Source organism: Psychrobacter pacificensis, assembly GCF_900101915.1.
Lineage (GTDB): Bacteria > Pseudomonadota > Gammaproteobacteria > Pseudomonadales > Moraxellaceae > Psychrobacter > Psychrobacter pacificensis.
In genome coordinates this window covers 14,637-34,070 of sequence record NZ_FNAL01000008.1, presented here as the reverse complement: position 1 = coordinate 34,070, position 19,434 = coordinate 14,637, and the positions used below count along the sequence as shown (strand labels likewise).

The window sequence follows — 19,434 nt, the reverse complement described above, 5'->3', positions numbered from 1 at the left end:
TTATCATTCATTAATGTTATACATCGTTAATAGTCTTCCCTTGACTGGTTTTATACTTATTAGAAAATGTCCTTGGTTATAATTCTATTTTTTGGTTATTATTGTCGTCCATTTTCATTTTATGCAGCTGTCCTTAACTGGTATATACACTGTATAAAAAAAACAGGTTTCACCATAGGCGAAACCTGCAATAAAATGTGACGGTATGTGATTAGTGTAAACCATTAGTAAAGCAGACAAAAACCGTTGCCTACTGATCAGCATTTATTAATACAGCCTCAACGTTGGATAAGCTTTTTGGGCTGTAAGCGTCCATTGAGGCTAATGGCGCCCAATCCAAGAAATGCTCCTTGCTCATTTAGCAAGCGTATATCAACAGCTAACTCGTGCTGTAAAGGCTGCGAGATGTCCATGCTGTCTTCAGTACCGATATCAGAACCAGCAATATTGGTTTCTGCTTCACTGGCATGGGATATTTGATGAGCAGCATTGCTTGCAACATAATCTCTAAGCTTACCTATCAAGCTATCGGATACGTTTAAGCGCTGTCCCATATGTACGCGCGCGCACTGTTCTTCGGTCAGTACCAACTCAGCATCGATATCAATACACGCATCGACAGGCAATAACTGAGAGTGTCGGCTATCTAAGTCTTTGTCTTCTAAAGCCGATAGTGCAATAGAATCATCAATACTAAAATTACCGACTTGCGTGCGACGCAATGCCGTTAAATGTCCAAGCGTTCCTAGCTTTTTTGCAATATCCTCTGCTAATACGCGTACGTAAGTCCCTTTGGTACAAGTGACTGTCAAACAAATCTGTATATCATCAATCGCATGCAGCTCAATCGCCTTAATAATGATATCTCTCGGTGGCCTATCAATTTCAATACCAGCGCGGGCATACTCATACAGTTTTTTGCCATCTTTTTTTAATGCTGAATACATCGGTGGTATCTGCTGCTGAGGGCCCAGAAATTGCTGTGCGATAGTAGCCAATGAAACATCATCAAATGTTGGAATAGATGATTGTGCCACCACTTGACCGTCTGCATCACCCGTATCGGTTTGACTACCAAGCAAAATCGTTGCTTGATAAGACTTGTCAGCATCCAGTTGATAATGACTAAACTTGGTCGCTTCGCCTAGGCAAATCGGCAATAAACCAGTTGCCATCGGATCAAGCGTACCAGTATGACCAGCCTTTTTGCTATCGTGTATCGGTGACTTAAACAAATACTTCACTTTCGACACAACTTGCTGTGAAGTCATACCTTTGGGTTTGTCCACCAAGATAACCCCTGAAACTTTTATTTTTTCAGGTGCTTTGCTGGCTTTTTTATCAGGTTGCTTAGACGTTATAGACATAATAATAACTTACTCGTCATTCTCGTTTTGCTCAGTTTTGTTGACGGCTTTATTAATCAAGTCCATCATGTAGTTACCACGAGCAGTCACTTCATCATAGTGAAAGCGTAGGCGCGGCGTAGTACGTGTTTTTAGGCTATGGCTCAGCTCAGTACGCAAAAACCCTGCTGCTTTATTCAGTACTTTGACGCTTTCTACGTGATTGGTCTTAGTCATGGCATCATTGAGCTCAGGCTCCATGATAGTGACATAGATATCTGCATAGCCTAAATCTGGGCTCACTTTGACACTGGAGATTGTGACAAAACCTGTCAGACGAGGATCATTGACTTCATCACGAATAAGAACAGCAAGCTCACGCTGGATCTGATCGGATAAGCGTTGTAAACGTTGGTTCATGTTGTTACCTTACTTTAATGGGTCTATTGTTATTAATATATAGAACTGTTTGCTAAAAAATGTAGTAATGATATTTGCTAAAAAAGGCCTAGCAGGGTGTACCTGATAGGCCTAAGTACAGCTGAATATCGACAGAGTATCTAGCATGCTCAGCACATTTGGCATATTGCATTGCTACATACTCTGTTATCGAACAGCGGCTTTAGATAGTACGGGCGAACTCTTGAATTTCAAAGACTTCGATCTTATCGCCAGCTTCGACATCATAGCCACGAACGGCCAGACCACATTCCATACCAGTACGTACTTCATTGACGTCTTCTTTATAACGACGTAATGATTGCAATTGACCAGTAAAGATGACTTGGTCATCACGCAATACGCGGATAGGTTTGTTGCGATAGATTGTACCTTCAACCACCATACAACCAGCAGCCGCACCAAACTTACTAGAGCGGAATACTTCACGAACTTCTGCAACACCCAAGATTTTCTCACGATGTTCAGGAGCAAGCATACCACTCATTGCAGATTTCACATCATCAATCAAACCATAGATGACACTATAGTAACGAATATCCATGTTAGCTGTATCTGCTTTACGGCGTGCGGTGGCATCTGCACGGACGTTAAAGCCTAACAATACCGCTTCGCTAGATTCTGCAAGTGTTACGTCAGACTCAGAGATAGGACCAACACCTGAACTGATAACTCTGACTTTTACTTCATCAGTAGACAATTCATTTAGGGCAGCTAGTAGTGCTTCAAGTGAACCACGTACGTCTGTCTTCAATACAATGTTCAAGAATGACACATCGCCTTGACCCATCTGATCGAACATGCTTTCTAAACGCATGGCATTTTGACGCTCAAGTTGGCGCTCACGCTCACGGTTAGTTCTAAAGGCCGCAACTTCGCGCGCTTTTTTCTCGTCCGTTACTACTAAGAATTCACTACCAGCCGCAGGTGTTTCAGGCAGACCTAAAATCTCTACAGGAATAGAAGGGCCAGCTGATTTAACACGTTGACCATTCTCGTCAGTTAGTGCACGTACTTTACCATAGTGCTCACCAGCTAGAACCAAGTCGCCTTGTTTCAACGTGCCTTTCTTAACTAGAACACTAACCACAGGGCCACGACCTTTTTCGAGTCTTGATTCAATAACCACACCTTGTGCAGCACCGTCTAGTGGCGCCTCTAACTCCATTAACTCAGCTTGCAAGCTAATAAACTCTAGTAAGTCGTCGATACCTTCGCCTGTCTTGGCTGAAATACGTGCCATTGGTGTGTCGCCACCCCATTCTTCTGTGACGACTTCTTTGGTAGTCAATTCATTGAGAACACGGTCAGGATCAGCACTTGGCTTATCCATTTTATTAATAGCAACAATGATTGGCGTACCAGCAGCACGTGCATGATCAATCGCTTCTGCCGTTTGTGGCATCATGCCATCATCAGCTGCGACGACAAGTACAACAATATCAGTTGCCTGAGCACCGCGTGAGCGCATTGCGCTAAACGCCGCGTGACCTGGAGTATCAAGGAAAGTGATAACACCACGATCGGTTTCTACGTGATAAGCACCGATATGCTGAGTAATACCACCTGCTTCGCCAGTCGCTACTTTGGTCTCGCGAATCTTATCAAGCAATGAGGTCTTACCATGGTCAACGTGACCCATGATAGTGACGACAGGTGGACGGGTTTGCACGTTACTGCTGCGCTCATCAACGGCATCTTGTAGATCGTCTTCGACCTTGGTATCACTGACAAGGACAGGGTTGTGACCCATCTCTTCAACGATCAGACTTGCTGTCGCTTGATCGATGGTATCTGATTCGCGAGCGATTTCACCCATTTTCATCAATAATTTAATGACTTCACGAGCCTTGACTGCCATACGCTGTGCAAGATCTGCAACAGTGATGTGCTCACTAATCTCAACATCATAGACGATTTTTTCGACAGGTTTTTCAAACTTATGTTGTGATGCTTGTGTTGAACGCAAACCGTTTTTACGGTTTTTGATTTCACGCTCATCTTGATTCTTACGACGACGACCACGAGCACCCGTGCTGTTTGCACCGCGTTTGATTTCGCGACGTTCTTTTTCAAATGACTCTTCTAATGCATCACCGACCAGGCCTTCAGCCAATGGTTCATCTTTACGCACTTCGGCAACAGGCTCACGATCGGTATATTTACCAGCCATTTTACGCATTTGCTCAAGCGTACGCTTTTGCGCTTCTTCTGCTTGAGTACGGCGAGTTTCTAATTCGATTTCACGTAGACGCGCTTCTTCTTTCTCACGAGTTTCGCGAGCTTTACGCTCAGCAGCTGTCTCAACTTTAGGTTTAGTAGCAGTAACCTTTTTCTTCGGCTGCTCTTTAGGCTTGACTTCAACGGTGGCTTTGCTCGCTTTACCGCCTTTTTTAACGACAACTGAGGTGGAAATATCATCGTTTTTGTCGTCTGATTTTTTGCTAGAGCCTAAGCTTGCACGCATTGCAGCTAAAGTTGCTGCTTGGCGCTCTTCTGCTTTTTTCTTGGTCGCAGCACGTTCTTCTGCTTCTTTAGCAGCACGCTCTTGAGATTCAATGAGAGCCTGCTCTCGCGCGGCTAATTCTTCAGCTATTTTCTTTGGATCCGGCTTCTCAAATACTTTCTTTTTGCGTACTTCAACATTAACGCTCTTAGATTTACCCGAAGAGCCAGTCACACGAGCGGTACTCGTTGTCTTAGATTTGAGACTAATACGACGCTTTTCGTTTTGACCATGACTTTGTTTTAAATACGTCACCAACTTCTCTTGCTCAAACTCGGTGACTAGGTCATCCTCTGCGCGAGCAGGCAGGCCAGCATCTACTAATTGCTGCTTTACAGCACTTGTAGTTTTGCCTACCATTTCTGCCAGTTCTTTGACGGTCTTATCTGCCATTTATTATCACCTACTGTCTATTATTTGCTATATGTTCAATTCAGTTGTTGGCTACAAATGATTGGGTTAAGGCCAGTATTTACAGTATGTAGACACCAGCACTTTATTCTCAATAGCATATCACCAAAAGACAGCGATATGCAGTTACCGCTTATTCATCGAACCAAGATTCCCGAGCTTTCATGATGAGTTTTCCTGCAGTTTCGGAGTCTAATCCTTCGATATCTTCTAGATCGAAGACGGCTTGTTCTGCTAAATCATCCACGGTAATAATATCTTTTTGTGCCATTTTATAGGCCCAGCTGACTGTCATACCTTCAAGCTCTTGACTTGGCTCTTTCATGTTCTGTTGTTTGACCAGCTCATCAGCAATGACGACGTCTTTAGCACGTTCTTGAATCATGTCGATTGCTTCATCGTCTAACCCTTCAATGTCATAGAAGGTATCGACTGGCACATAGGCCACTTCTTCGATACTGGTAAAACCAATATCAACCAGCGCCTGCGCTAGATCTTGATCAACTTCTAGGCGATCATAAAATAATTCAATAAATGCTTTTGATTCGTTTTCTTGACGCTGTTTGTACTCTTCTTCGAGCATCATATTCAGCTTATAGCCAGTCAACTCAGAGGCCAAGCGTACGTTTTGGCCTTGTGAGCCAATCGCGCGTGCCAGTTGATCGTTGGTGCTAAAGATAATATCTGCTGTTTGAGTGTCTTCATCTAAGATGATGCTGCTGACATCAGCTGGTTCTAAAGAGCTGATGATGAACTGAGCTGGATCATCTGACCATACTACGACATCGATACGCTCACCATCTAGCTCTTGCTGTACTGCTTGGATACGTGTGCCACGCATACCAATACAAGCCCCAACAGGATCGATACGATGATCGTTGGTCTTCACGGCTATTTTAGCACGAGTACCAGGCAGGCGAGCGACGTTACGGATTTCGATAATTTGTTCTGCAATCTCAGGTACTTCTTTTTGCATCAATGCTGATAGCATTTCAGGATGCGTGCGAGATAACAATAGCTGTGCACCGCGGTTTTCACGGTTTACATGATATAAGATGGCGTTGATACGTGATTTTGGACGTAGCTGCTCACGTGGCAACATTTGATCGCGTGACAAGTAGCCTTCAGCATTGTCGCCTAAGTCGATGATATAGCCATCACGTGTCTGTTTCTTGACTTCGCCATACATCATTTCACCAACACGCGGCTCAAAAGCGTCTGCCACAAGTGCACGCTCAGCTTCACGGATTTTTTGGATGATGACCTGCTTTGCTTGAGTGGCTGCAATACGACCAAATTCAATCGATTCGATTTGCTCTTCTTTGATATCACCAATTGACCATTCTTTTTGATCAAGATCTGTGATAGCAAGCTGACAAGCAGGCATTTCATGGTCTTCATCTGCAACCACGGTCCAATAACGATAAGTGTCATAATCGCCAGTTGCACGGTCAATAGCTACTCGCACAGCCACTTCTGGCTGCTCGGTATATACTTTTTTCTTGGTCGATACCACCAAAGCGTCTTCTATGGCTTCAAAGATGTCTTCAGGATTTAAGCCCTTTTCATTACTGACAGTTTCTACTACCGTTAAGATTTCACGACTCATGCTATACCTGTCCTATCATTTTTTAATTGACTTAAATTTTATAATTTGGGTGTTGCTATTATATAGTTACTATAAGCCACATAAGCTATTTGAAGATGACACTGCTGATCTATGAGCAGCTGCCTAATAATATGTCGTTAGGCATCTTCGTAAACTAAGTTGGCTTTATCAATATTACTTAATGCAATCTCAAACTGCTCACCATCGCTTGACGTCAGTTTTAAAACTTTATCATCGATACTATCTAATGTACCTGTTGCTTTACGACGTTTTTGATCACCTGTGCCGATAGCTTGAATCAAACGTAAGCTTACTGTTTGACCCACATAGGCATGCATTTGCTCATCTGAGAAAAATGCACGGTCAAAACCAGGTGAAGACACTTCTAAAATATATTCACCAGCGATAGGATCATGAACTTCGAGGATACCGCTTACTTGATGGTTCACTGCGGCACAGTCTTCGATAGTAACGTGCTTATCTTGGGCTTGGTCTTCTGGCAATGCCTCAATATAAATACGCAATAAAGAGCGACGGCCTTGTGGCGCAAATTCTATACCCCATAGCGACACATCGCAAGCGGCCACAGCAGGGGCAATAATATTAGTCAGTTCTGCAACTTTAGTCGAAAGCTTCATAATCTCTTTGTATTTTCCTATTCGCTTATCTATCGTACTCAGTAAACCGTATCAAAGCTTTGCTCTTTTCGTACTTATATATAGTAAGAGTTACGGTCATTATATAATGGTAAACCACAAACATATAACAGGTATTGTGCGTTTATATAGGGGCGAGCCTAAAAAACATCAAGCTCAGCCAAACAATGCTTTTATTAGTTATAAAGCACTACTATCGATAAAAGCGTGAGGAATAAAAGATAGTGTTGCTTAAGGAGCATCGTGCCAGTGGCGGCCGATGATGACCAGTGACGAGTAATATCGTACTCTATAGACCTAGAGCTTAACATAAGTAGGATAGATACCGCGATAACACTGACCTTCAGATACAAAAAAACCCACAAACATTATGGTGGGTTAATCGGTACTGACAAATTTAGTGTACAAAACATCAGTATAAAAAGTGGTAGCGGGGGCTGGATTTGAACCAACGACCTTCGGGTTATGAGCCCGACGAGCTACCAGACTGCTCCACCCCGCATCAATCTAGAACGCATATTATAGTGAGATAATGTAGAAGTGTCAACACTTTATTTAAAATAATTATAAATCAAGTGATTACTACTAAAAATCCAACCTGACGCTATGCTACGTCTATAAAACTTGGTGCGATTGGGGGGACTTGAACCCCCACGGCTTGCGCCACCACCCCCTCAAGATGGCGTGTCTACCAATTCCACCACAATCGCATTTTACTACTCTGTTTTCTAACTTCCTATCTACTATATATAATGCGTAAGGTAGGCATTAATAGATAAGGACTTGCGAAAATAGAAAAGCATTGTAAATGTAACCTACCAAAATAGCAAGCACTGACTACTCAAAAGCCACTTATTCAGGATTTTGTGTCAATGGACGCGGCGTTTGCGGTGCTGACACTGGCGCGTCTAGACGAAACTGGTCTTCGGCCTGCTTACGCGCATGCACCGCCAGCGTCATACTGGTAATAAAGAATATGACCGTTAGTACTGCAGTCGCACGCGTCAAAAAGTTGGCAGTTCCCGCTGCACCAAATACAGTACCTGATGAGCCGGCACCAAAAGAAGCCCCAGCATCTGCCCCTTTACCATGCTGTATCAAAATCAAGCCGATCATGGCAATGGCCACGATAATATGCAGGGCTAATATAAACGTAAACATGGTGGCCTCTTTTGCCGCGTAATGACGACTGATAACGGAAAATAAAACGTAAGGTTAATAAAAATAATGACTAGCATCTCATGATACCAAATCGATTATATAAATAAGGCGCATTGTACACGAATGCAAGGGTACTGTTAAACCTACTTTTACCAACTGGTAAAACCATACTGTCTATCAGCTATGATACTGATATCTGAGCGTTATTTATTTGATTAAGCATTCGCTTGACTAAAAGCATCAGCGATCGCTAAGAAGCTATCTGCTTTCAATGAGGCACCGCCAACCAATGCGCCATCAATCATAGAGTTAGAAGCAAAGCTATCAGCATTATCAGCATTAACGCTACCGCCATACAGTACGGTAATCGCACCTGCTATGTCAGCAAAGCCTGCAACGGTTTGCTTGATATGTTGATGAGTCTTACTGACCTCTGTCACAGTCGGTACTTTACCTGTACCAATCGCCCAGACAGGCTCGTACGCAATAATCAATCTCTCGGACAAAGAAGCTGTAATATCTGGCTGCTGCGCCAGTAAATCTTTGATCACTGAGAGTTGTTCATTGATAACGTCAAGTGTTTGACCATTATCATACTGTTCTTGCGTTTCGCCGATACAGAACACCACACCAAGATTTTGAGAAAACGCATGATACATTTTATTTATTAGACAGTCATGAGATTCTTTATGATACTGGCGACGCTCAGAGTGACCAAGTATCGTCCAAGTAGCTCCTGTATCTGCGACTTGCTGTGCTGAGCAGTCTCCGGTGTAAGCGCCTGTGCTTGCACTATGAGCGCTCACGTCTTGAGCGGCGCTGATTATTGGAGTATTTGCTAAGCGTGCACTGACTGCGGCCAAATGAATACTGCTTGGTGCTACCATCAATTTGCATTGACTATTAGAGGTTGGCATTTTAGCTTGATTTTTAGCATCAACCTTAGTCAGCAGGTCACTTAACAGCGCATCAACATCATGGCTAGTTGCCGGATTCTGCTTCCAATTACCGATCACCCAAGCTTGCATACTTATTTACCTTGTCTCATGTATTCGCGCCAATTCGGCTCATATGCGCGCCAGTATAACAAATAATTCGTAAGTGCTATAGTAGTGTGCTGCCAGAAGCAGCGGTGCTTTTCAATACCTATGTTCAAAAATGACAACTAAAAACAGAGATTTTGACGTATTGATTGTTTAATCATTTGTAGAAAGCCTTTAAACTAAAATAAAGTAAAGTCGTATATTGTGTCTAACAGAAATTAAAAATTATTAGGGCGTGTTGAACATTCGCAAATAGGCACTGCTGATCGCTAAAATTGTTCCAGACAAGGCACAAAGCGACGATAATGCAGATGCCTTAGCGAGATTTGTAACGCAGTATGGGGCAATTTTAGCATCAGCCCCAACGATAAAAGCAGGGGACAGGACTCTTTTTTGCCGCTTCATCGTTAAAAATAAGCGCTTAGAATGACTAAACTTATTATTTTTAACATCGAATCGCCTAAAAAATAGTCGCTGTCAGTGCCATGGTCGAATGTTCAACACGCCCTAAATGCTCTCTAAGTTATTACGAAAGAAGTAGAAATAACTTGCTGAATCAAAATACGCATCCATTACCGCAAATATATTAAAGCATATATAGTAGTCTGTATTCTAAAGCGGTGTGCAAACCCTTTATCAAGGAGAGGTCATAATGTCTATTACAACCAGTAAATATGGTGGTCTAGCGCAGCAGCTCATCAGTGATGGTGTCGTTAGCGAAGCAAATATGAAAACGGCACAGATTGAGTCGCAGGAGCAGAAAATCGGATTGGTGCCGTACCTTGTAGACAATAAACTGGCTGATTCTTATCACCTTGCTCAAATGTTATCACAAGCCTTTGGCGATCCCTTGTTCGATCTCGATGCGCTCAGCACTGATGTCATTCCAAAGGACTTAGTCGATGAAAAAATCGTCCGTAAGTTTAATGCATTGCCATTATTCAAGCGCGGCCAACGCTTATTTGTAGCGCTTAGTGATCCAACTCGTGTTGATGCTATTGATGCTATTGCCTTTAATTCTCGCTTGTCTATCGAAACGATTGTTGTTGAAGAAAACAAGCTAAAAAAGCGTATCGAAAGCGTTTACGCTGATACGATGCAGAGCTTTGACAGCTTCTCTGACAGTGACTTAAATGTTGGTTTTGAAGATGGTGATGACGATCAGGACGAAGGGACAACCAAACTTAATGATGGGGTCGATGAAGCACCTGTTGTAAAATTCGTCAATAAAATGTTGGTCGATGCTATTCGCATGGGTGCCTCTGATTTGCACTTTGAGCCTTACGAAAAATCTTTCCGAGTACGTTTTCGTGTTGATGGCGTGATGCAAAAAATAGCCAGTCCGCCAGTCCAGCTCGCTGGTAAAATTGCGGCTCGTCTAAAAGTCATGTCACAGATGGATATCTCAGAGCGCAGAATACCACAAGATGGTCGTATCAAGCTCAAAATCTCTAAGACCAAAGCCATCGATTTCCGGGTAAACTCATTACCAACCTTATTCGGTGAAAAAATCGTTTTGCGTATCCTAGATCCTTCATCAGCCATGCTTGGTATTGATGCGCTAGGGTATGAACCTGATCAGCAGGAGATGTTTTTAGAAGCGCTGCACAAACCACAAGGTATGCTACTGATTACTGGCCCTACTGGTTCTGGTAAGACAGTCTCTCTTTACACAGGTATCAATATCTTAAACACTGGTGCCACCAATATTTCAACCGCCGAAGACCCTGTGGAGATTAACCTTGAAGGTATCAATCAGGTCAATGTCAACGCTAAGGTCGGCCTAACCTTTGCTAATGCGCTCAAGTCTTTTTTGCGTCAAGATCCTGATATTGTCATGGTTGGTGAGATTCGTGACTTGGAAACTGCCGAGATCGCTATTAAAGCGGCACAAACAGGGCATATGGTACTCTCCACCCTACATACCAATTCAGCACCTGAGACATTAACGCGTTTGCGTAATATGGGAGTGGCGTCTTTTAACATTGCAACGTCAGTCAACTTAGTCATTGCGCAACGTTTGGCGCGGCGACTGTGTAAGAACTGTAAAAAACCGATCAATATCCCTCGTCAAAGTTTGCTAGAGATTGGTTTTACTGATGCAGATTTGGATAATCCAGACAACGTGATTTATGAGCCAGTGGGCTGCAATGAGTGCCGTGAAGGTTATAAAGGCCGTGTAGGTATTTATGAGGTGATGAAGGTCAGCCCCGACATCTCACGTATCATTATGGAAGACGGCAATGCCATAGATATCAAAGATGCGGCGCTCAAAAATGGTTTTCGAGATCTACGCCGTTCTGGGGTTTTAAAAGTTCTGCAAGGTGTCACTAGTATTCAAGAAATGATGCGCGTTACTTCTGAATAAGTAGCATAAGCATTAAGTCGTATATGCAACTATTAGGGCGTGTTGAACATTCGCAAATAGGCACTGCTGATCGCTAAAATTGTTCCAGACAAGGCACAAAGCGACGATAATGCAGATGCCTTAGCGAGATTTGTAACGCAGTATGGGGCAATTTTAGCATCAGCCCCAACGATAAAAGCAGGGGATAGGACTCTTTTTTGCCGCTTCATCGTTAAAAATAAGCGCTTAGAGTGACTAAACTTATTATTTTTAACATCGAATCGCCTAAAAAATTGTCGCTGTCAGTGCCATGGTCGAATGTTCAAAACGCCTTAATCTTCTAGTATTTTTCTTTCTAAAGGCTCCTAACGTAGAAATACTATCTAATAGATATACTTAAAAATAAAACAGATAGGCACTGGTTTTTTGCGCTAAAATAAAGTATACCAGCCAACAATTTTGTCTGGTATTCTGCTTTATGTTTGCAATATCTATATTAGACAATCTCGAGGGTAGTAATATGGCAAAAGCTAAGACTGACATGCTGTTGGACTTTGTCTATGATGGCGTAAACCGGCGCGGGCAAAAGGTGAAAGGCGAAACCACTAGTCGTAGCTTAGAGTTAGCCAAAGCTACTTTACGCAAGCAAGGGATCACGGTTAAAGGTATCAAGAAGAAACCAAAACCGCTCTACACCTTCAAAAAACCAATTAAAGCCATTGATATTGCGATTTTTGCGCGACAATTGGCAACGATGATGAAAGCAGGTGTCCCGCTGACTCAATCTTTTGAAATTGTAGCAGATTCGCTTGATAATCCGAGTATGAAAGACTTGGTGCTACAAATCAAAGCTGATATCGAAGCAGGTGGCACCTTTGCTTCCGCCCTACGTAAACACCCTCGTTACTTTGATGATCTATTCTGCTCACTCGTCGAATCTGGTGAACAATCGGGTGCGCTAGAGACCATGCTTGAGCGTGTAGCGACTTACAAAGAAAAAAGCGAATTACTAAAAGCAAAGATTAAGAAAGCAATAAAATATCCGATTGCTGTCATCGTAGTTGCCATTATCGTTACTATGATTCTATTAATAAAAGTCGTGCCTGTATTTTCAGACCTATTTGAGTCATTTGGCGCAGAGCTACCTGCTTTTACTCAAATGGTAGTGGGTATGTCTGAGTGGATGAAAGCATGGTGGTTTATTTTAATTATTTTTATCGGTGGGGCTATTATCGGATTTTCAGAAGCAAAAAAACGCTCTAAAAAATTCCGTGACTTTTTAGACCGTGCGGTATTAAAAGCACCAATTTTTGGCAATATTGCTTATCAAGCAATTATTGCGCGCTTTGCTCGTACCCTATCTACCACTTTTGCCGCTGGTGTACCTCTCATTGATGCGCTAGATTCTACTGCTGGTGCGACCAACAATGTCGTGTTTTATAATGCCACTCAACAGGTCAAAAATGACGTTTCTACTGGTCAGCAACTACAGTTCTCCATACGTTCAACCAATTTATTCCCAAGTCTCGTTATTCAAATGGTGGGTATCGGCGAAGAGTCTGGTAGCTTGGAAGAAATGCTCGATAAAGTCGCTGTCTACTACGAAAACGAAGTCGACAATGCCGTTGATGGTTTGACCAGCTTAATGGAACCTATGATCATGGCTGTACTGGGTGTATTAGTTGGTGGTCTGGTCATTGCGATGTACTTACCAATCTTCCAAATGGGCTCAGTCGTAGGATAATGGTTTAATGCAATTCATACAGTTACTACAAGAAAATATAGCTCTAGCCTTGGTCGTATTTGGTTTGTTAGGTCTTTGTGTTGGTAGTTTTTTAAATGTTGTGATTCATCGTATCCCACTTATGATGATTTACGGTTGGCGACAAGAATGTAGCCAATTTATGATCGAACAGGCAGATATGCCACGCGAGCATACGTTACCTATAGCGAATGTCGTGGCTACTGACCAACCCATTACTTTGAGTCGACCTGCCTCACGCTGCCCCCATTGCGCTCATAAGATCAGATGGTATGAAAACATACCCTTAATCAGCTGGCTGGCACTAAAAGGGCGCTGCTCAAACTGCAAAGCTGCGATTGGTTTGCGGTATCCTGTAGTTGAGTTAGTAACCGCTTTACTATCGGTGCTCGTGATCTACAAATTCGGTGTCAATGCAACTGGATTGTCAGCGCTCGTTTTAGTGTGGACACTAGTGGCTCTAACCGGTATTGATTTTGATACGCAGCTACTACCCGATCGCCTGACTTTTCCACTAGCAGGTCTAGGATTGGCCGTCAACTCACAAGGCTGGTTTGTCTCACCAACGCAGTCGATATGGGGTTTACTCTTCGGATTTTTATCACTCTGGATCGTCGTTAAAGTATTCTACTTAATCACTAAGAAACATGGGATGGGACAAGGTGATTTTAAATTACTAGCAGTATTAGGTGCTTGGCTCGGGCCCATGATGTTGCCATTAATTATTTTATTATCATCCTTGCTTGGGTCGATCGTCGGAATAATCTTGATGAAAAAACAAGGTGAGAGCAGGCCTTTTGCCTTTGGTCCTTACATTGCTGTCGCAGGCATTGTTGCTTTATTATACGGCTCAGATATCGTCAGCTGGTATCTTGGTATGTATACTTACTGAGTCTTGATAGTAAAATTTTCCCCTAATCTACAGTCACGATTATTGATAAGCAATTTCTTCATTAGTCACTGCTTTTACTACCTCTGTCAAATAAGCCATCATTATGTCAAATAAAGCCGCACAATCTTATTCGCGTCAACCACAGAATCTACAGACAAAAAACAAGACGCTCGTCGTTGGTTTAACAGGCGGGATCGGTAGTGGCAAATCCGCTGCTAGTGCTTGGTTTTCTGAGCAAGGGATCGATATTATCGATGCCGATGTGATCGCTCATGAGATCGTTACTAAAGGCAGCGATACTCTGCGCAAAATCCAAAAAAGATTCGGTGATTGGGTATTAAATGATGACGGATCAATGAATAGAGCGGCCGTACGCACGCACGTATTTGCAAACCCTGAAGCGCTTATTGAGCTTGAGGCGATCACGCATCCAGCGATACGTGAGACAGCCAAAGCACAGTTAGAGTCTAGTACCTCAGCTTATGTGGTATTGTCCGCACCCCTACTCATTGAGGGAGCAGAAGCAGGTCTTGCCAATTTATGCCAACGTATCCTTGTAATGGATGCCACCGAAGACACGCAGCTTGCGCGTGCCAGTCAGCGTGATGATCAAAGTATTCAAAAAATCAAAGCCATTATGACCAACCAGCTCAGTCGTGAAGAGCGCAATCGTCATGCAGACGATATCATACTTAACGAGAGCGACCTTGCCTCTCTATACTTACAGCTAGAACCCCTACACCAAGAGTACCTTACGCTTGCCCAGCAGCTAAAGTTCGCTGGCGATTAACCTCATACAGTGCCATACCAGTAGCGACGCTTACGTTTAAGCTTTGTAGGTTGCCATGCTCGTTTCCTGACATCGGAATATAAACCAGCTCATCGCAGCTCTCCATTGTCAGGCGGCGCATCCCCTCTCCTTCTGACCCCATAATGATGGCTGTTTTGCCAGTCAGATCAGCGGCATGGATAGGCTTCGCATCGGCATTGAGCGCCGTACCAAACACAAATACTCCTGCGTTTTTGATGTGCGAAAGTGTACGTGCCAAATTGGTGACACTAATAATCGGCATCATCTCTGCGGCCCCAACAGATACTTTAGCGACTGTGGGCGTCAGGCTTGCTGCATGGTGCTTCGGACAAACCACGGCGTCCACACCCATTGCTACGGCTGTGCGCAAGCAAGCGCCAAAGTTATGTGCGTCTGTGATTTGATCTAGCACTAACAATAAGCACTGTTCGCGACCAATAATGGTATCAAGCAGACCTTCATCAGCAAAACCTAGCGGACGAGCATTGAGTACCACGCCTTGATGCTGCGGGCTACCACATAGCTGTGTCAGCTTATCTTTTTGGGTCGGCTGGATACTGATACCATTAGCTTCCGCCTCAGCCATAATGGCTTGTACATGGCTGTCACTCTCGCGTCCCTGTTGCACAAACAAGCTAAGACCATCCAAAGGGCGGTGTTTAAGTAACGCATCAATGGCATGAATGCCGTAAAAGTAAATGGGTTTTGCCATAACAGGCCTATTAAGTATTAGGTGGATATCGCGCTAAGCGATGGAATAAGAAGAATGTCATTGGCATTGAGCACTGCAACTCGTTGGCAATGAGGGAGCGATTAAGTCAGCACTAAAAACAGAAATAAACAATACCAATCTGATATTGTTTATTGTTTGGTCATTAATATTTGATGGCGTTAGCTGTTCACTGATGATACTAGCTTAATTGCAGCCAATATTAACTTAATCGCATTGTTGATAATATCAACCTTCTAAATGGCAGACATACTGGACGATTTCTTCGGTACGTAGATTGAAACCGCTATTGCCTTCGACAACAAACGATTGACCAGCACGGTAGTAGCTAAACTCGTCATCACCATTAATTTTCACTTCACACTCGCCGCCGGTGATTTCGATACGCTCGGATGTATTGGTGCTAAAGTGATAATGCTCAACCAAGTTATCACAAGGTAAGATCACACCCAAGGTTTTGTGACGACCGTCTTCAAACATAATGGTATGGCTGGAACAGCGACCATCATAAGATACTGTCGCTTGGGCATTAACTGTTACGTTAGTAAATTGCGCCGCTGTCATAGTGGCTTCCTTATCAAATAATTATGGTAAAACTAAAAAATAAGTAACTGGTTACCGCTAGAGCCGCGTCATCAACACACCTCTCTGCACTGAGTGCGGTATCCTTCTCTACTAGATATCTGCGTGCTAAGAGTAGCCACAGGTTCTATGAAAACGCTTTGGAATAATGACTGATTGGCATACTCTTCTCACTATACGCCTGTAATTTTACAAAATCATGACTCGTTATCATGCACCGTATGTCATCAATATAACAAGAAGAGTTTATCATTATGTGAGATTATGCTACCACATTATCTCTATAAAGTTTGTTAAAGCGACTAGGAAAATACTATTTGATGCTGGGCTCAAATGGGCTTATTTATCTGCTTTTATGCCATTAACACATCATTATACTGAGTCTATTTTTATGAATTTTGTCCGAAATCGCGCTTAGTATATAGACATAATTTTGCTATAATCAACCCTCTTAATGATTGATATTACAGCGATTACTCATTGCCAGTTTTTGATAATTTTGTGGTAATCTTCCAATCACAAATTCGATTATACACTCCCTTAATGTTTGTATTTGAGCACATTTAGCACCATACTGTTTGCCTACAATATTTATCTATTTAGTGTCGTTAAATAGATAAATTCATTGCTTTATTTATCTTATTTTATAGATGGCTTCTTAAGATTTATATGAAGTTCATTGTCTGTCATGAGAGGCGTTGATGCTAGTATCATTAACTTTACATCAGTTTGCGTTGATCGCTCAGCATGAGCTGAGTGTCGCTGAAGGCTTCAATGTCATCACTGGTGAAACAGGGGCTGGCAAGTCGTTATTGCTGGATGCACTATCCTTGTGTGTAGGTGCACGCGCAGACATCGCGATGGTCAGACATGGCGCAGACAACGCAGACATTTATGCTCAGTTTGATGTACACAACAACAGCGTCATTGCCGAATGGTTTGCCAAGAATGATCGGGCGCTAGACGAGCCTGAAGTACTTATTCGGCGGCAGCTGAGCAATACTGGTCGCTCAAAAGCATGGTTGAATGGTTCGCCTGCCAGTTTGGCTGAGCTAAAAAGCTTGGGCGCATTACTGGTCAATATTCATAGCCAACATGCTCAGCAAGCCTTACTCAAGCCGCAGTTTGTGGTGAATTGGCTCGATGAGATGGCACAAATAACGCCACTCACGCGTCAGACAGCCAGTAGCTATCAGCAGTATCAGCAGCTAAAGCGTCGCGCTGATGATATTGCAAGTCGCGAGGCTCAGCGTCAAGACCGTATTCAACTTTTACAAAGCCAACTGGCAGACATCACCCCTCTATTGGCTGTGGACTATGCAGAAGTTGAATCTGAGCACGAGGAGCTCTCTAATATTGAGGCCTTAATGCAAGAGGCCAGCCATGGCTTGCATCTGCTCGACAACGATACCGATGAGCCAGATGTAATGACCTTGCTCGGGCAAGTAATCAAACTTTGCGATCATCAAGTTGGTGTCAGCCAAACCTTTGAGCAAGCCTCTGAGCAGCTGCATTTGGCGCAGCAACAAATCACCGAGGTGACGGCGCTACTGTCAGATTATGCCGAGCAGCAACTACCTGACCCTGAACGCTTACAAGCATTAGACAATCTCATCAGTTTAAGTCATCGCTTATCACGTAAGTACAACTTGCCAGCGAGCGATTTGATTGATGAAGCAAAAGCTTGGCAAAAGCAATTAGAGCAGTTAGAAAACGAGCCGAGCAGTGATGCGATGGCCGCGCAAATTGAGCAAGCTTGGCAGGATTATCTAGCACTGGCCACACAGCTAAATCAAGAGCGTACAAAAGCGGCACCAACCATTAGTAAACAGCTTATAGAACAACTACAACCGCTTGCCTTACCCAATGCGCGCTGCGAGTTCGTTTTTACCAAAAAGACAGAGCCTAGCCAGTACAATGCACATGGCTGCTACGATATTGATTTATTGTTCAGTGCCAATGTCGGTATGCCCATGCAGCCACTGCATAAAATCGCCTCAGGTGGTGAGCTGTCACGAATGGCGCTGGTCATGCAAGTCTTGCAAGCAACCAACGCTGATAACAAAGCTGCCAAACCCATGCTCGTATTCGATGAAGTCGATGTCGGTATCAGCGGCGGTACGGCGCAGGTGGTCGGCGAGCTACTACGCGCGCTTGGGCAAACGCAGCAATTGCTCGCGATCACTCACCAAGCACAAGTCGCGGCGCAAGCGCACCAACATATCTTGGTACAAAAGCACCATCAAGAACAGACCGAAAGTGAGCTGATAATACTGACAGACAGCGCGCAGGTAGATGAGCTGGCGCGTATGTCTGGTGGCGTTACGATCACCGATGTGACTCGTGATCATGCTCGTAGCTTGCTGTCTGATGTCAAATGACACATTAATTGTCGTTAAATCATCCAGCACGATTCATCAAAAAAGTACTTGTTAAATCTTTGTGGCTATCAATAGCAATTGGCGCGAATCTTGCTTTTCTATTGGTTATCACCATATAGTGGTCTTTCACCCTTATTATTCGGTTGCGTTTGTTTCTATGTCTAAAACCAATTTGACTCACCACTTCTTAATTGCGGCGCCAGAGCTGTCAGACCCAAGGTTTGAGCAGGCGCTCATCTATATCTGCCGCCATGATAAGCATGGTGCGCTAGGTCTGATGGTCAATCGCCCATTAGAGCAAGCACGAGTGGGCAAGCTTCTAGAAGATTTAGATATTGAAGTGACCAATCCGCAAGTGATGGAAGATGTGGCTTTAGAAGGTGGCCCTATGTATCCTGAGGTCGGCTTTGTGCTGCATACAGGTCAGCCTGAATGGGCGTCCTCTTTTGCGATTTCAGAGAATGTCTGCATCACCACCAGCCAAGATATTCTAAAGCGTATCGCGGCAGGTCAAGGCGTCGGTCACTATCAACTGTGCTTGGGTCATGCCAGCTGGGGCAAAAAACAGTTAGACCAAGAACTGGGTAATGGTGATTGGCTCGTCTGCCCTGCCGATCTGACTTTATTGTTTGATACGCCGTTCGAAGAGCGCTGGCAAATCGCCGCTGACAAAATCGGCGTCAACTTTGACTATCTTAGCAGTGACATCGGACATGCTTAATAGCACATGCTCTATGA

The 19,434-nt window shown here is 43.5% G+C and carries 15 protein-coding genes and 2 tRNA genes; 6 read left to right on the top strand and 11 right to left on the bottom strand.

Annotated elements, in window-relative coordinates; translation table 11 throughout:
* Positions 1 to 278: 278 nt before the first annotated feature.
* The 9 genes from truB to tpiA all read right to left on the bottom strand — a co-directional run bounded on the left by truB (position 279) and on the right by tpiA (position 9,176).
* A complete protein-coding gene (gene truB, locus BLR43_RS06455; protein ID WP_071002601.1) occupies positions 279 to 1,367 on the bottom strand; it encodes a tRNA pseudouridine(55) synthase TruB in 1,089 nt (362 codons plus the stop codon).
* A 9-nt stretch (positions 1,368 to 1,376) separates the two neighbouring features.
* Complete coding sequence (locus BLR43_RS06450) at positions 1,377 to 1,766, bottom strand: ribosome-binding factor A (RefSeq protein WP_093069711.1); 390 nt, start codon at positions 1,764 to 1,766, stop codon at positions 1,377 to 1,379.
* A gap of 202 nt (positions 1,767 to 1,968) precedes the next feature.
* Positions 1,969 to 4,704 (bottom strand): translation initiation factor IF-2, encoded by a 2,736-nt coding sequence (gene infB, locus BLR43_RS06445; RefSeq protein WP_093069708.1) that lies wholly within the window; start codon positions 4,702 to 4,704, stop codon positions 1,969 to 1,971.
* 151 nt (positions 4,705 to 4,855) lie between these two features.
* A complete protein-coding gene (gene nusA, locus BLR43_RS06440) occupies positions 4,856 to 6,331 on the bottom strand; it encodes a transcription termination factor NusA (protein WP_093069705.1) in 1,476 nt (491 codons plus the stop codon).
* Between the two features lie 137 nt (positions 6,332 to 6,468).
* Positions 6,469 to 6,969 carry a ribosome maturation factor RimP gene (rimP, locus tag BLR43_RS06435; protein WP_093069703.1) on the bottom strand — a complete coding sequence of 167 codons (501 nt, stop codon included), beginning with the start codon at positions 6,967 to 6,969 and terminating at the stop codon, positions 6,469 to 6,471.
* Positions 6,970 to 7,412: 443 nt separating this feature from the next.
* A tRNA-Met gene (locus tag BLR43_RS06430) sits at positions 7,413 to 7,489 on the bottom strand.
* A gap of 123 nt (positions 7,490 to 7,612) precedes the next feature.
* Positions 7,613 to 7,697 (bottom strand) — tRNA-Leu (locus tag BLR43_RS06425).
* Between the two features lie 142 nt (positions 7,698 to 7,839).
* The gene (gene secG, locus BLR43_RS06420) at positions 7,840 to 8,148 is read right to left on the bottom strand and encodes a preprotein translocase subunit SecG (protein WP_021814138.1); all 309 of its coding nucleotides are present in this window, start codon (positions 8,146 to 8,148) and stop codon (positions 7,840 to 7,842) included.
* A gap of 215 nt (positions 8,149 to 8,363) precedes the next feature.
* The gene (tpiA, locus tag BLR43_RS06415; RefSeq protein ID WP_093069701.1) at positions 8,364 to 9,176 is read right to left on the bottom strand and encodes a triose-phosphate isomerase; all 813 of its coding nucleotides are present in this window, start codon (positions 9,174 to 9,176) and stop codon (positions 8,364 to 8,366) included.
* Between the two features lie 667 nt (positions 9,177 to 9,843).
* On the opposite strand from tpiA, the gene pilB reads away from it, so the two are divergent.
* From pilB to coaE, 4 genes are all read left to right on the top strand, one after another.
* Entirely contained in the window at positions 9,844 to 11,559 is a 1,716-nt protein-coding gene (pilB, locus tag BLR43_RS06410) for a type IV-A pilus assembly ATPase PilB (protein ID WP_093069698.1), read from the top strand.
* Positions 11,560 to 12,058: 499 nt separating this feature from the next.
* Entirely contained in the window at positions 12,059 to 13,282 is a 1,224-nt protein-coding gene (locus tag BLR43_RS06405; RefSeq protein WP_093069696.1) for a type II secretion system F family protein, read from the top strand.
* Between the two features lie 7 nt (positions 13,283 to 13,289).
* Complete coding sequence (locus BLR43_RS06400; protein WP_093069694.1) at positions 13,290 to 14,192, top strand: prepilin peptidase; 903 nt, start codon at positions 13,290 to 13,292, stop codon at positions 14,190 to 14,192.
* Between the two features lie 103 nt (positions 14,193 to 14,295).
* The gene (gene coaE / locus BLR43_RS06395; protein ID WP_093069692.1) at positions 14,296 to 14,982 is read left to right on the top strand and encodes a dephospho-CoA kinase; all 687 of its coding nucleotides are present in this window, start codon (positions 14,296 to 14,298) and stop codon (positions 14,980 to 14,982) included.
* On the opposite strand, the gene rlmB is transcribed toward coaE, so the two are convergent.
* Together rlmB and ppnP are read right to left on the bottom strand one after the other, a co-directional pair.
* The gene (gene rlmB, locus BLR43_RS06390) at positions 14,945 to 15,715 is read right to left on the bottom strand and encodes a 23S rRNA (guanosine(2251)-2'-O)-methyltransferase RlmB (RefSeq protein ID WP_093069689.1); all 771 of its coding nucleotides are present in this window, start codon (positions 15,713 to 15,715) and stop codon (positions 14,945 to 14,947) included. The genes coaE and rlmB overlap by 38 nt on opposite strands.
* Positions 15,716 to 15,961: 246 nt before the next feature.
* Positions 15,962 to 16,297: a pyrimidine/purine nucleoside phosphorylase gene (ppnP, locus tag BLR43_RS06385; RefSeq protein WP_058023616.1), complete on the bottom strand. Its 336-nt coding sequence runs from the start codon at positions 16,295 to 16,297 to the stop codon at positions 15,962 to 15,964.
* Between the two features lie 719 nt (positions 16,298 to 17,016).
* Here ppnP and recN point away from each other — a divergent pair.
* Both recN and BLR43_RS06375 read left to right on the top strand, forming a co-directional pair.
* A complete protein-coding gene (gene recN / locus BLR43_RS06380) occupies positions 17,017 to 18,696 on the top strand; it encodes a DNA repair protein RecN (protein ID WP_093069687.1) in 1,680 nt (559 codons plus the stop codon).
* A 157-nt stretch (positions 18,697 to 18,853) separates the two neighbouring features.
* Entirely contained in the window at positions 18,854 to 19,417 is a 564-nt protein-coding gene (locus BLR43_RS06375; protein WP_093069684.1) for a YqgE/AlgH family protein, read from the top strand.
* Positions 19,418 to 19,434: the final 17 nt, after the last annotated feature.